Genomic DNA, 13,896 nt, shown 5'->3' with positions numbered 1-13,896 from the left:
TATTCGTTTCAAATAGGGATTAGTTCTGATAGCAAGTTTCATACTGGTCCTTCATTAATAAACTTTGACAAGCTAAACCATTATCATGATAAATCTCTTTACCAATCTCCAATTCAACACTTCTATTTGAATTTGGATACTTAGGCTCTTCATTTACGATAATTAGAGTATCCTCATCCTTCCAATCCATAGAAAAGTTACTTTTTACATCACTATAATAAATAGTCTTAATTTTATCATTCTCATCATTGTAAGTGAGTTCTACCCATACATCGACACCACCAGCAGCACCACCATATGTCCTATAGTAAGCATTAGCTGTATATTTTTCATTGGGGGATTTCACAGGTCCTTTGTAAAATTCACCCTCAAGGTTATCAAATGTAAAAAAGTACTGCGTATATACAAATAGTGCAAAAACCGCAATAATTCCTGTTAGAGAAGCGATTAGGAGTTTTTTCGGAAAATGTCGTCTTTTTATAAAAAAAATAAACAATTTGGCACAAAAGATTAGGAGAATTAAACCAGTTAATAGAAGGATTATTAGACCAAATAAAGTTAAGAAAAGACTGTTCATATTTCCTCCGTTAGTTGAACAAGAATTAATTTCTTTATTCACTTACATAGATTTCGATTCTTTCTTTCCCTCTCCCAATATTGTTACGCTTCAACTTAATTCCTCCAACTTCGCCTGTTTAGTTTAGGATCTAAATCAATCGTTCTTTCTTGAATCAGTTGTCGTTTTTTTGAAACCAGCAAGATAATATTCAGTGGGCTTATACACCTGAACTTCTTTTTTTGATCTAGTCCATTATATTAACGGACAGCAGTTCGCCGTCTACCTTAGATTCCTTATATGTGATTGGCAGCATTCCGTCCGGGAACGGCACCTCGAACCGGTAAACACCGATCTTTTCATCGCTTTTGTCCAGTAGTTCTTTTACTTCATAACCCCCCTGAACGCCAGTCTTTGTCAGTAACTCCAAGGTCTTCTGCAAGCTGGCACCTTTATATCTGCCCTGTAAGTTGTCTGTCCACGTCACGTCATCCCAGTCGGGAGCTTTCACGTTTACGCCGGACTGCCGCATCGTCTCCAGCAGATTGACGACCAATCGCCCATCTCCTTCCTGCAAGGCACAAGCAAGCGCCAGGTAAGCTCGGTTAATCGTCGCTATGTAATTGGTTTTGTTCTTGGCAGCCAGCAATTCGAACAGATTCTCCGCACTCTGCTCCGCAGTGAACCAATAAGCGTGGAAATCCATAGGATTCATCTGGCTTGTTCCCGGGATCAAATAACGCCCGTCATCCGAAACACGGAATACCTGTGAGATATCATAGCGCGATGGGTATTGCATTACAAAAATATGTCTGCCGTCTCCACTAACCATCATTTGAATGGATAATGGCTCACGTGGCTGCTCCCCTCCTGGCAGGATCGAAGCAGAGCCACTCATACTGGAGTAGTAGTAGCTGCCATCGTTAGCTGTCTCCCGAACAAGTCGATACATTAACCGGCTCTTGTGCATGATCGGCTGTACGTCGATGTGGGTTGAATTCCCAAATGAAGTGCGAATTTCCTCATTCACCTTCCACGTAATGTCGGCTATTCCACGCAGTTCCCCTGGCTTCCGCTCGTTAGACAAGTCCGGAAGCCTTATGGCAAGGCGGTAATCACTTGTCTGCCACTCATAAGCTGTATACTTTTGTTCTGACGCATAGAATACGTCAGAGAAATTCGTATTGAAGGAGATACCGTCGAGCCTCTTTTTACTACCAAATTCAAACGCACTTAAGTGCTTGCCAGAAGCTGCAAATATACCCGCCGAGACTAGTACCGGCACGAGCAGCACAATCATAGCGTTTACTATCCTACGAGCGCGGACCTCACCGAATGGCAGATCCGGAGCCCGTTCGCCGTCAAGCGTTAGCTTCGCTGCAAGCCGCCTCATAAGCTCGCCGATCAGCATGGTTCCAATGAATGCGTAAGCGAGAAACGGTACTGCGTATCCCCAAGGGGGTGTCAGTGACCGTAATAGGCTGACAACTAGCGTGCACAGCATGGCAAATAGCGTAAGCGGCAGCAATGTGCCGAAATAGCGCCGAAACATGCGAGGCGCCTTTGCCAATGCATCACTAAAAGAGATATTTTGGAGGACAATCAGATATGGCGTAAGCGAATAGAACAGTAAAGCAATCATCAATATGAACCCAAACGGGAAAAAGGCTGCAGCGAGGAAAACAATCAACGCGCCTATCACGCTTTGAAAGATAGACCATGCTATCATATCGCCGAAATACCTGCGTCCACACGCGAATAGAGGGACTGTCTTACGGTTCAGAACCCATCCTTTCAAACCGCCGAGGTACATGCCCCGGACATAACTTTGTAACCCCATTACAGCCGCAGATACAAGGAATGCCGTGATTCCCCATGCTTGTGCCCCCGCATGAAAGTACGTGTATGGGATTTTCAGATCTGAAAGCGACGGCATATATAATGGGATGGTTGCGGTGAACCCAGCTGTATGCTCATCAGTAGCAATTGTCGTTAACGGTGACTGAATATAAGGAAATACGGAAAATCCAAAATAAATGCCAAGTCCGACTACAGTCGTGACAAATACTTCAAACACCATCACCAAAACAATCAAACGTGTGTAGGCCATCGTTACCTCCTTGCATAATCAACTCTCATGTCTCCTTCAGTCGCCTATCCCAATATTTGACGCAATCGGAGAGTAATTGTTGCGCTATCCTGCTCATTCAACAAAGGACTACCAATTGGTAGCCCTTGCATTATTGCTATCGTCCTATGTTAGCTTAACAACAATTTAAAAAGCTGCTGTTTTGTCAAATTGTTCAAATGATTGCCCAGTATCTATTATCCAATATGAAATACATCAATTACGGTTTTTAAGGCGAGCGCTCTCAGTTTACGGTCTTCATATTCTCACCTTAGCCAATTTCATCTTCCAGCAAAGTGCAGTAAAATCTGAATATCGTCATTCTCAAATTTCTATATTCCCCCCATTGTTTGCTCCACAGAGCTATTGCTGTTCAACTTGTTCAACACTTTTGACGCAGGCCACAGCACTCTTCCGAACAAAATGCCCAGCAGGCCGATCACGGTAATCACAAAGCCCAAATTCAGGAAGGTACGCGCGGGACCGGTAACTTGTACTAGAAATCCCCCAAGCAGCGGCGCTCCAATCATAACAATCCCTAGAACTGTGCTCTGAATCCCGAACACACGGCCTGTCATATGTGGAGGCGTTTCTTTTTGCAAACAATAGTTGAATGTAACCATGAACATGCCATTTCCGATGCCCAGCACGAGCCCCAGTACCAGTATGGGAAGCACGGAAACTCCGGCAGGGAGCAATCCCAGCCCTCCAACAGATAAGCCGATCAACGCATAACCGCTTCCAAACTTCCAACCATAACCCGTTGCACGGTTCATTTTGTTCATCGTTACTATGCTGAGTATGGCGCCTGCACCCGATGCCGCCACCATCCAGCCGAGCAAAGATTCCTGATCCGTCGCAACCGCACGGAAGAGGCTGGTGAACTGAAAGTCGATCATCTGGATTGCAAGTGACCCGGTTAACCCGAACAGCATGGTGATCAGCAGTAGTCGGCTGTGCAGGATGAAGCTCCAACCTTCCTTCCACATGGTACGTAGCGGAACCCGTTGCTCCAGCGCAGGCACGGACGGGTGCTCCCCTTCAACCGCTTTCCTGCCACCTCCCGCCTCTGCATTCTTGACGGTGAGCAGCAGCAAATATGAACCTACCCTGAAGCAGGCACACAGCAAAATGCACCACTGCGGCGACAGGAGAGACAAGGCGAATCCGCCAAATAAAGGACCGGCGATTTTGGAGCCCTGGTTCACGATTCCGTTGAGTGAGGTAGCCTGAAGCAGTTGATCCTCCCTGACTATGCTGCGTGTCAACGACTGCTGCGCGGGCACATTTAACGTAGAGATAGCCGCACGTAACATAAGCAGAGGAAGCAGCCATAACATATTTGGAGCCAATAACACCAACAAGGTTAGGACTGCCGTTAGCAGATCGCAAATACGCATTAGCTTCAGCTTGTTCAGCCGGTCGGCAGCGACACCCGCAACCGAACCTAGCAGGATACTGGGCAGAGCGTTGGCGACCGGAATCAGGGCCAGCATCAGCGGCCCAGCCTGCCAGCGATACCCTACAAGCACCTGGATCGCCAACGTGTCGAACCAGTCGCCAAAGGTTGCTGCGGCAAAGGCGCTATATACGAGCATGTATACTTTGTTACGAAGCAGGCTTGCTCCTGCTTGTTGTGAAGCCGTCATTACTCATTCCTCCAAATCACAGTAAGATCGTATAGAGCACAATATTACTGTAGTGGAACAATGTCAGAGCATCATCAGAAACGGTTCAACTCGTTCAGCATAGTAGCTTCTAGCGACCCTAACAGCATTTTGAGCCCAATCCGCTCCTGATCTTCTTCAAAAATATCTGTGTATTTCTGCTGCAATTCTTTTACCGGGGGAAACAAGGCGCAGTAATGAGTAATCCGGTGCAGGGCATGCAGCCTCAGCGGCACAAAACCGGACATCCCCAGCACTTGGAGCCCCTCGTCCAGCAGATTCTCCGCTTCGCGCCATGCCTGACGCCGCAACACCCACAGTCCCTTGACCACCTTGTAACTGCCCATCTCACGTAGAAAAGGCTTGGTGAACAAAATCCCAGCTTCAATAGCTTCCGCCATCTTCTCCAGCTCGTGCTCCTCCGCCCCTGCAACCAGGTGCACAAACATCTCCGTAATAGCCATTTGCGGGATGAAATTCTCATAATCCGGTTCTGTCATCACGGCGTGACTCACCTTTAAGCGTTCCAGCGCTTTATCAGGCTCTCCTGCTAGTGTATACAAATCAAGAATGTTGAGAATCTCCATTTCTCTATGCTGCGCGGGAGACAACAGTTTCTTCTCAAGCACTTGCTCACAGAGTGCCAGCTTCTGCTTTGGGTTCCCCGTGAAAATATAAAACAACAGTAGTGAATATAAGCGTTCGTTCAGCGGAACCTCTTTCGTAGTCAGCAGCCATTCTAGATCTCCTTGTACAAAACGGACATAGACGGAATAGAACGGGTCCAACTTATATCCAAGCACATCCTGTTGGCGTGCAAKGGTCAGCATCGAACGGCCCTGGCCGTATTGGTGGTATTTCTCGAAGACATCCCGCATAGTCTTATGCAGCTCCAGGTCCTGGGTAGTGGGGGTCGCTTCCCCAGCGTTCTTTGAATTCTGCACAGCCAGGCTATAGCCCATTCCCCGGATCGTCTTAATCTCCAACCCTGCAAAAGAGTCTAACTTCTTACGCAGCCTGTATATATGGTCATCCACCGTCCGCTCAACCGGATATTCCAGCGGCCACACTTTATCCAACAACTGCTCTCGGCTGAATGAACGACCTCTGTTGCGGTAGAGAAATTGCAAAAGAGCAAACTCCTTGGGTAGTAACTTTACCGTTATGCCTTCGACAGTCACTTTATATTCACTTGCGTATAATTCCAGTTGCATTCAGGGAACCCTTCTTTCCTATGGACCAGCTTCATGACCTCAGTATACTAGCCAACCTTCGCCGTGCTCCAGAAAAAATGCGCATGGGCGACTATCGTTTAATCTGTTTTGGCAGCAAAACATAAAAAGAGTAGCATGCAAACTTCCTGCTGCTTACTCTCGCTTCTTTCTAATCATGGACAGGCATTACCCTGCAACACAATTAATTTTTAAAATATTAAATTTTCTAACTATATTCTCCGAGAAATTCTGATACATCTATCTTACAAATATAATGTAATCCGTGCTAACTGGTTCAATTCCATCTGCTCGAAGTCGCGAGTTAATCTGTCCTCGATGATACTGACCATGAAGTGCAACATGAATTAAAATATCTCGTATAGAAGTCTTAAACTCCTCACCTTTACTATTTGTGTATGTTATTAAGTTATCTAGGTCAGTTTCCGCTAATCTAGTGAGAAATGCTTTATAGTTTCCTTCATTTTGTTTACTAAGTTTTTCACAGATTTCAATATCACCGTCCGACCAGATCGGCATTTGTGAACTATCCATTTCTTTTAATCTAGTTATCCATACTTGTTCTGCATTTAGAATATGAGTAAATAATCGTAGCTGTTCACCATTAATCTCACCGTTTTGCAAGGCTTCTAGAATGCGTTGATTAGCCCAATTTAAATGTTCAAACATCTTTTGGATTGTTTTCAATGGTACCGCCTCCTATGTTCAATCAATTGTATTGTATGAATTCAATATAATAGAGTCCCACCCCTTTTTCACTTAAAATATTCGTTATACCTAGAAAACAATAATTAATCATGCCATAAAATTTTTAAGACATAAGAAATTCAAAAGGCAAATAACCTTAGATCACTACATGTGTCTTTTGGGAACTTGCTTTTTCTCTCATTAATATTTCACTGGTTATTGGTTTGAATCCCCCAAACCCGCGTCAGACGGGGTTTTTGTATTTTTATTCTGCTCCTGTCGCCATCGGTTTATCCTGGTTAGAGCTCCAATCGCTCCAGCTGTCGTACGGCATTCAACGTGTACATCCAGTTGCTTCGTTTATTTCGCTTTAGATACCCATTCCTGAGCTATAGACGGCACACCATCTTTTGAGGTTGGATAACGGAATTCAAAACCAATTTCTTTCAATTTGTTATTTGTAAAGAAGGTATTTGCAGCTTCATTTTCCGTTAATATCGGTACGAGAACCAGCGGGTGATTCTCCTTACCTATTACGCGATCGTCCGATCTTCACCGGCTCCGATCCTCACAGCGTGAATAGCCACCGCCGAACAGTCCACCATCATCAGATCGAATGCCGTTTCCGTAGCCGTACCCACAATTCTTTCCGGCGAATCCTCGAATTCCTGATGACATGACGCGTTTAAGGTGGAAATCATCCAGATCCCATCCTTCATAAACGCCTGATCGCAATGAACATGCCCGAACAAACAGGCGATTACAGAGATTGCACCTTGATCGGTGAAGTCCGCGTTAAGTTCGTATGAAAATTCCTCATCGTTTTCGGAATCAGCAAAAGCAATGCCATTGCGAAACGCTTGAATGATGTCCCACATCGCTTCGCCGTTCTTGACCGCAAAGTCGGCTCCGCTTACGTTGTCCTGCAAAATTGCCACGTGGGAGAAGAAGATGACCTGCCATTGCTCGCGGTCTGGCTTGTCGCGCAAGTTCAGCGCTCGATGTGCGACCCAATTCAGTTGTTTGTCAGAGAAGACGTATTTCCATTGCCCCTGATACTTCAATCCGCCGTCCGGCTTCACCAAATAAGGAATATCAATGCAGTTCAACACAACTACGCGCGTCCGCTTCTCAGTCAAATCCATGTAGTAGTACATCCCGTTCCGGTTCGTTTCGTCAAACGTCACGACCTCGTCTAGACGGTGGAAGACGAGATCGAACGTCTCTTCCGAAAACAGCACATGTCTTGTGTGCCTATGGCTGTCGTTGTAGCCGTACACCGAGTTATCGTCGTGATTGCCCTTGATCGGAAGCATTGGAGCGCTGGCAGCCGCGATGCCGTCGCTGATTTCCTTCTGCGCGCGGATGACCGCGGATTTCGGCCCGTTAAGGCTCATATCGCCGCCCGATACGATAAAATCCAGGGGGACGGCTTGCGAAAGCCTGACCAGCGCTTCGGCACCGTGCAGCTGTTCGCCTCCGGCATAATGATGCATATCGGTAATGAACACGAAGTTTACCGTTTGTTCGTTACGAAGCCGCACTGACTTCTTGACAACCCGATCCAAGGTGGATGAATAATATTCGGGCAACAATGTGCTCAAGGTAAAATCAATCCTCTCATTTCTAGTATCGATACATTTCCCGTTCTGCCGCTATTTTGAGCGCATCCTCATTTTTGGGGCCGATCAGATCATTGTTGAGCGGTGCGCTAGCGGTTTGAGCTTGCAACAGTGGCACATCGATCTGTGGATTTTTCTCACTGAACGCTTTGAACTGCGCGCCTTCACGCCTTTGCTCAGTACCGCGTCGATCAGGTTGGACTGGTCCAAATCGGCTCCCATCCGTTCACTTTCGTTTCGTCGTTTTCCTTGTCCCATGTAATCAACTAGAGACATTAAAACTGATAATTCTAATAATATATAAAACAATAAAAAATAAAAAGTAAATAATTCTCAAGGGTTTAATATATAAGTCACTCATTCTTATCACCTGTTTGTAGCGCAAGCCACTCCGGTCTTTTTAAACCCTAATTTATTCTTTTGTGGATTTATTTATTTCACATTATTGCACTCTTTGAAGCTCACAGCTAACTCTATACTCCGCTTTACCACTATTTGTGATAGGGTTCACTGCGCTTGATCTTAAACTATTTTGCCTGTTTGTTAGCTGAACACGAAAAAACAGAACACGTCTGTCCAATGACAGTCGTGTTCTGTTACTCAAATTTTGCTATCTCTTACCTTACTTCACCTTATAATGTAGTTGTACGAATTGTCCATACCGTTTAGTATCCACTAAACATAGATCTAGTTGCGGATTATTTTCTTTAAATAATGGAATGCCAGAACCAAGTATATGAGGTGTGACAGTAATCATATACTCGTCAATTAAGTTCTCTTTTACAAAAGCATCAAGTATACCTGACCCGCCGATCATCCAGATTTTTGAGCCTTCTTGTTCTTTTAGCTTTTTGGTAAACTCCACTACATCTTCATTCACAAACTCCACAAATTCATTTGAACCTGTTTCTGAAGTGGAAAAGACATAGCATTTTTTATCAGGATACGGAAATGGTTCCATATGTTCTATTACATAGTCATATGTCCTTTTGCCCATAATCGTGGTATCAATGGTTTGATACATCTCGGTATATCCATTGTCACCTTCCCCCGCTGTTTCTATTAACCACTGTAAATCATCATCCTCTTTCGCAATAAACCCATCTAAACTAGTTGCAATAAATAAAACAACTTCACGTGACATAATGAATCTCCCCTTATCTTGATCATAGTCCTTATTGATAAAATCATCAGGTAAGTACTATACTAACAATAAAACATGACAAGTAATGGCATGATTACGATAAAGGGTGAGGAAAATGTCAAAAGCAAAACGCTTATTAGATATTCTTATGTACGCTAGTGCCAAAAGAAAGTTTACAGCTCAAGAAATAGCAGATGAATTTAACATATCCATTCGCACTGTTCACAGATATATTTTGGACTTAAGCGATATGGGGTTGCCCATATATGCTGAACAAGGACGGAACGGCGGATATACAGTCTTAACAAGTAGAATGCTTCCACCACTTTTATTTACCGAAGAGGAAGCTGTATCAATCTTTTTTGCTTTTCAATCACTAAGTTACTATCGCAACCTGCCTTTTGATGCTGAAATTAGCTCGGTTGCTCATAAATTATATAGTTCACTACAGCGTGATGCCCAAATAAAGGTGGATAAAATTCGTTCCTATATCGCTTTTTGGAATCCCAAGAGAACCATTGATACACCACTGTTAAAAGACGTTTTAGAGGCTTCTATTGAAGGTAACAATTTACGGATTCAATATGAATCTAAATCAGGAATGACAATCAAACATATTCGTCCGATCGGTGTATATGCTCATGATGGATTATGGTATTTACCTGCTTATGATTATGGTAAACAAAAAATATTACTATATCGTGTAGATCGCATTCTTTCCATATTATCCACCGAAAAAAATGAAGAGGAATTCATGAATTTAGAAGAATGGTTTAGCTCAAATGAAGTGAAAAATCCAGTACGGTTGCATGTTCTGTTAACAACAGAAGGAGTACGGCAATGTAAAAGTGTTCCTTACTTTGAAGGTTTCGTAGTAACCAACGAAGATGGTACCGGATACATGGATTCAATCATTGATAAGGGTGAGATTGGTTTTATAACCCCACTATTCTATAGACTTGGCACTCATGCGCGAATTATTGAACCTAAGGAATTAATTGATGGTTTGCTAGTAAAAGCAGAAGAAATTTTAACGATGTATCAAGATATAAAGTTTTGATATTATACTTTATTCCTAGTTTGCTAACCAGCACATTACAAAACCCTCCCAATAAACCTATTAAATCTAGGCTTTCATGAAATAGGAGAGTTTAATTTATTCGTCTTTTGCACTAGCGTTCTCCGAGGGAACTTAATAAGATACTACATATTGTATTTAATATTATTGTCTTACGTCTGACAAAAAGAGCTAACTAATTTTGACTAAACTTTCTGTTATGATTAGGTTACATTTTCGGGGTTTCCATACCAAAATTAGCCCATTCTTCTTTTGACGGGCCATATATACCTGGAACGGTTAATCCTGCTTGTCGCATAAGAACCGTCATTTGTCCTCGATGGTGGTTTTGATGCAGAATCAAAAACATCAAAAGAGACCCATTTGGCATTTTTTGACCTAAAAAGTCTATACGTTCTCCTAAGGTATTATCGATCCATTGAGTTTTTAATGCCTGAACAAATGCATCACTGGCTTGATGATAGCTGTCTGCTATAAACTGAGCCGAAGCAGGAACGGGCCAATCTTCAGCTGGGGCTTTAAACGTTAAATTTGTATTTGAGGCAATTATGTGAATGGCAGCTACGGTATGCCAAGCAATACGTCCTAAAGTCCAATTTTGCGAAGTGATTTCCTGTTTAAGTGACTCATCCGTTAGATTATTTAATAGTCTCTGTGTTGCCCCGGCTTCGTACTCCCAAGATTTTAAAAAATTGTCTACGGTTTGGAACATAACAATCCCCCTAAGCGTTTTTATATAATAATTTCGCTAATTTTTGGATTATCCTTCCAATTCATCTATGAAAACACGAATATCTATACGGACACGTTAGTTCAATCCTTTGTACGCTATTCCGTCAATCATCATAAGACAATCTGAATCGATGAACTCTGTTGTGGATGTCATCCTTGCAGGGAAAGTATCCTTCACAAAATACTCGCAAAAAACTTGTTCTATTTCAGGTAAGTCCTTAATATTTTTGAGGTAAACATTAACTTTTACAAAGTTTTGAAGTGGTACATCGAGTTGATTGAGTGTGTCTTTTAAGTGTGAAAAAGTATTGTGAATCTGCTCTGTAAAGGTTACTCCAAAACCTCTATGTAATCCGAGAAACACATAATCTCCAGCCGCAACAGCAGATGAATAGCTAAACGGTGTTGAAATCCGATTTATCATTTCCATGAGCCTCCTATGTTATAAGTTCACCCCTCAATATTAGAACAAACGTTCCCGTTTGTAAATATTTTCTTTTACTTGAATTCCACACAGGATCCGCGTTAATAGGAATATGCGAATGAATTAAACCTGTTGCCCCTCAATCATCGTCCATTGTACTTCATACTTCTCATTGAGGAGGACAAAATCCGCATCACATCCAATTTCAATTTTCCCTTTGTTCGACAGACCTAGAATACGAGCAGGCGATGTCGAAGCCATCTGTACAGCATCTGTGAAGGATATTCCATTTTCTACGGTTAGTCGCAACGCTTCATTCATCGTCACCGTGCTCGATGCCAAAGTACCGTCCGCTAGTCTTGCAATCCCCTCGGAAACAGTGACATGGTGGCCGCCAAACAGGTACTCTCCATCGCCCATTCCCATCGCTTGAAGCGCGTCTGTAATGAGCATCATCCCTTCCGGTCCTTTGATGCGATGCATCAGGCGGATGATTGCAGGATGTAGATGTACTTGGTCGACAATCGCTTGCAGACTTACATGCGGTTCCTCGAATGCGGCAACGATCAGACCGGGGTCTCGATGATGAATCGGTCTCATTCCGTTAAAGCAATGTGTCACATGACTCGCGCCTGCTCCAAATGCTTCCTTCGCTTCCTCATACGAGGCGTCGGAGTGTGCAACGGCAATGACAACCCCTTGATCCTTCAAGTAAGAAATCAGCTCTAATCCACCCGGTAATTCTGGAGCAATCGTCACCATTTTAATGAGCGAACCAGCTTCCTGGAAAATAAGCTTCATTTCATCGAGATCAGGATGGCGAAGATACTTCTCATTCTGCATCCCTTTACGCTTTGGATTCAAATAGGGTCCTTCCAAGTGAATGCCGGCAATCTTCGCCCCTTGCTCACGACCGATCACCGATTTCACGCTGCGAATCATGTTCAGTAGATCATCCATCGTTGAACTTACGGATGTCGCTAAGAACGAGGTGCATCCGGTTGCAGCACATGTAAGGGATACCTCTTGAATACTAGCCTCCGTGCCATCCATCATATCGTAGCCATTGGCTCCGTGGATATGAACATCTATCATTCCAGGGATGAGCCACATCCCATTGCCATCTATTCGTTCGTACCCATCGTAAAATTGCGGAGCTTCTTGTGTCTCAATTCGCTCGATCTTCCCGTCTGTGACCCAGACTGTAGCGGAAGGTAGTATTTGATGTGGGAGCAATACGTTGACATGTTGAATGATTTTGTTGTTCATCTCTACTCAGCTCCGTCCTGAGGATTATTTGCTGTACATTCAATCAGTGTGATATTTTTCTGATCTAATACTTCTCTCATTTTGCTGGAAATGGATTGATCTGTCACGATGATATCCACGTAATCAATATCTAACTTAAATCTTGATTTTGCCGCGAATTTCGAATGATCCACAACTAGGATCACTTGATCCGACTGCTTGGCCATTTCCTTCTTCACTCGAACATCTTCTTCATAGGGATAGTAGAGTCCGTCTGGCTGGATAGACGTTGCCCCAATATACGCCTTATCTGCTCGAATTTCACTAATCTTATCGATGACGGAAGGACCATATAATAGGCGGTTCTGGGTATGTAGATAGCCACCAAGTACATAAATGCTCAAATCATCTCGTTTGGAGAGAATGCCTACATTATCAATCGAATGTGTAACAGCGGTAATCTGTTTCGCCTGAATATGTTCCGCGACAAATTGGACCGTTGTCGATACGTCCAAGAATACCGTCTCATGATCGTGAATCAGCTTAGCTCCAAGCTTACCAATATGATTCTTACTGGTGGATCCCTCAATGAGACGATCTTGATAGGAAGAGAGCTCCTTCTGAAGTTCCGGAAGAGCTACCCCTCCATGTGTCCGAACAACAACACCTTCTTGAACCAATTTGACAATATCTCTTCGCGCCGTATCTCTGGATACTTGAAAGATCGAGCATATCTCTACAACGCTCATTGATTGATGTTGTTTTAAGTAATCAAGAATTTTCAATAATCTAGCTTCTTGAAACACACTGGAAGCACTCCTTAGATAAGTATTTTAATTTATGACTTAAGTATATATAAGCATTTAATAAAATTCAATAAGTGTTTATAAGTCAAAAAAAGGATTCACCACAACGTAGTAGATCCATTTCGCTTATTTCTATAAAATGTACTGCTGAATTACTCATTTATGTAAGTGATTGGTTCGCCTTACCAATACCTCTTGCTGGATGCATTGTAATACCAACATTGTTCGGTGCGCAATACCCACTTCTTTGATTTAGCTATTAAAGTCTTGTATCTTTTTACTATTTTCAATTCGTTCTTTAAATTCTTCTTGCGTGTATTCATTAATGACCTTATTCCAAAATACCTGAGCTGGTTTGTTGCTTTCTAATTGATCAACTTCCCACTGCCCTTTATGTAAATCAAATATTTGTTTAGCTACCGCTTTACCTATTCCTTTTTTTCTATATTTCTTCATAATAAAAAACTCCGCAATCGAGTAGTACTTCCGCTCTTCTGATTCAATAAATCTTACTAACACAAAACCTATATACTTGTCTTCTTGCTTAATGACATATGGAAATCGATGATTAA

13 protein-coding genes are annotated in these 13,896 nt (G+C 43.0%); 1 reads left to right on the top strand and 12 read right to left on the bottom strand.

From position 1 onward, the window contains the following. Positions 1-19 precede the first annotated feature (19 nt). The 7 genes from AC1DOK_RS15160 to AC1DOK_RS15130 all read right to left on the bottom strand — a co-directional run bounded on the left by AC1DOK_RS15160 (position 20) and on the right by AC1DOK_RS15130 (position 9,036). Positions 20-619: a DUF5412 family protein gene (locus AC1DOK_RS15160; RefSeq protein ID WP_477555139.1), complete on the bottom strand. Its 600-nt coding sequence runs from the start codon at positions 617-619 to the stop codon at positions 20-22. 184 nt (positions 620-803) lie between these two features. Then, on the bottom strand, positions 804-1,841 hold the full coding sequence (locus AC1DOK_RS15155) for a hypothetical protein (RefSeq protein ID WP_477555138.1): 1,038 nt from the start codon (positions 1,839-1,841) through the stop codon (positions 804-806). Between the two features lie 1,175 nt (positions 1,842-3,016). Then, positions 3,017-4,333 (bottom strand): MFS transporter, encoded by a 1,317-nt coding sequence (locus AC1DOK_RS15150; protein WP_477555137.1) that lies wholly within the window; start codon positions 4,331-4,333, stop codon positions 3,017-3,019. 74 nt (positions 4,334-4,407) lie between these two features. Further along, complete coding sequence (locus tag AC1DOK_RS15145; protein ID WP_477555136.1) at positions 4,408-5,565, bottom strand: winged helix-turn-helix domain-containing protein; 1,158 nt, start codon at positions 5,563-5,565, stop codon at positions 4,408-4,410. A gap of 258 nt (positions 5,566-5,823) precedes the next feature. Next, complete coding sequence (locus tag AC1DOK_RS15140) at positions 5,824-6,270, bottom strand: DinB family protein (RefSeq protein WP_477555135.1); 447 nt, start codon at positions 6,268-6,270, stop codon at positions 5,824-5,826. A gap of 533 nt (positions 6,271-6,803) precedes the next feature. Continuing rightward, a complete protein-coding gene (locus tag AC1DOK_RS15135; RefSeq protein ID WP_477555134.1) occupies positions 6,804-7,874 on the bottom strand; it encodes a metallophosphoesterase family protein in 1,071 nt (356 codons plus the stop codon). A gap of 640 nt (positions 7,875-8,514) precedes the next feature. After that, complete coding sequence (locus tag AC1DOK_RS15130; protein WP_477555133.1) at positions 8,515-9,036, bottom strand: dihydrofolate reductase family protein; 522 nt, start codon at positions 9,034-9,036, stop codon at positions 8,515-8,517. A 115-nt stretch (positions 9,037-9,151) separates the two neighbouring features. Between AC1DOK_RS15130 and AC1DOK_RS15125 the strand changes: the two genes are divergently transcribed. Then, positions 9,152-10,096 (top strand): helix-turn-helix transcriptional regulator, encoded by a 945-nt coding sequence (locus AC1DOK_RS15125; RefSeq protein WP_477555132.1) that lies wholly within the window; start codon positions 9,152-9,154, stop codon positions 10,094-10,096. Between the two features lie 226 nt (positions 10,097-10,322). Here the strand turns inward: AC1DOK_RS15125 and AC1DOK_RS15120 are convergent, their stop codons facing one another. From AC1DOK_RS15120 to AC1DOK_RS15100, 5 genes are all read right to left on the bottom strand, one after another. Beyond that, positions 10,323-10,826: a DinB family protein gene (locus tag AC1DOK_RS15120; RefSeq protein WP_477555131.1), complete on the bottom strand. Its 504-nt coding sequence runs from the start codon at positions 10,824-10,826 to the stop codon at positions 10,323-10,325. Between the two features lie 96 nt (positions 10,827-10,922). Further along, the gene (locus tag AC1DOK_RS15115; RefSeq protein ID WP_477555130.1) at positions 10,923-11,270 is read right to left on the bottom strand and encodes a RidA family protein; all 348 of its coding nucleotides are present in this window, start codon (positions 11,268-11,270) and stop codon (positions 10,923-10,925) included. A 123-nt stretch (positions 11,271-11,393) separates the two neighbouring features. Beyond that, positions 11,394-12,539 (bottom strand): N-acetylglucosamine-6-phosphate deacetylase, encoded by a 1,146-nt coding sequence (nagA, locus tag AC1DOK_RS15110; protein ID WP_477555129.1) that lies wholly within the window; start codon positions 12,537-12,539, stop codon positions 11,394-11,396. Positions 12,540-12,541: 2 nt separating this feature from the next. Beyond that, positions 12,542-13,324: a DeoR/GlpR family DNA-binding transcription regulator gene (locus tag AC1DOK_RS15105; protein ID WP_477555128.1), complete on the bottom strand. Its 783-nt coding sequence runs from the start codon at positions 13,322-13,324 to the stop codon at positions 12,542-12,544. Positions 13,325-13,576: 252 nt separating this feature from the next. Further along, positions 13,577-13,896, bottom strand: a 320-nt coding sequence (locus tag AC1DOK_RS15100; RefSeq protein ID WP_477555127.1) for a GNAT family N-acetyltransferase, incomplete at its 5' end; no start/stop codon positions are given.

The sequence above is a fragment of the Paenibacillus sp. P5_B5 genome, assembly GCF_056400365.1.
Note: the sequence above shows the minus strand (reverse complement) of the source record. Positions and strands in the feature narration are given on the sequence as shown.

What these genes read in the sequence shown, in the direction of transcription:
- AC1DOK_RS15125 (WP_477555132.1), top strand. Translation starts at nt 9,152, where the DNA reads ATGTCAAAAGCAAAACGCTTATTAGATATTCTTATGTACGCTAGTGCC.
- nagA (WP_477555129.1), bottom strand. Translation starts at nt 12,539, where the DNA reads ATGAACAACAAAATCATTCAACATGTCAACGTATTGCTCCCACATCAA.
- AC1DOK_RS15120 (WP_477555131.1), bottom strand. Translation starts at nt 10,826, where the DNA reads ATGTTCCAAACCGTAGACAATTTTTTAAAATCTTGGGAGTACGAAGCC.
- AC1DOK_RS15130 (WP_477555133.1), bottom strand. Translation starts at nt 9,036, where the DNA reads ATGTCACGTGAAGTTGTTTTATTTATTGCAACTAGTTTAGATGGGTTT.
- AC1DOK_RS15150 (WP_477555137.1), bottom strand. Translation starts at nt 4,333, where the DNA reads ATGACGGCTTCACAACAAGCAGGAGCAAGCCTGCTTCGTAACAAAGTA.
- AC1DOK_RS15115 (WP_477555130.1), bottom strand. Translation starts at nt 11,270, where the DNA reads ATGATAAATCGGATTTCAACACCGTTTAGCTATTCATCTGCTGTTGCG.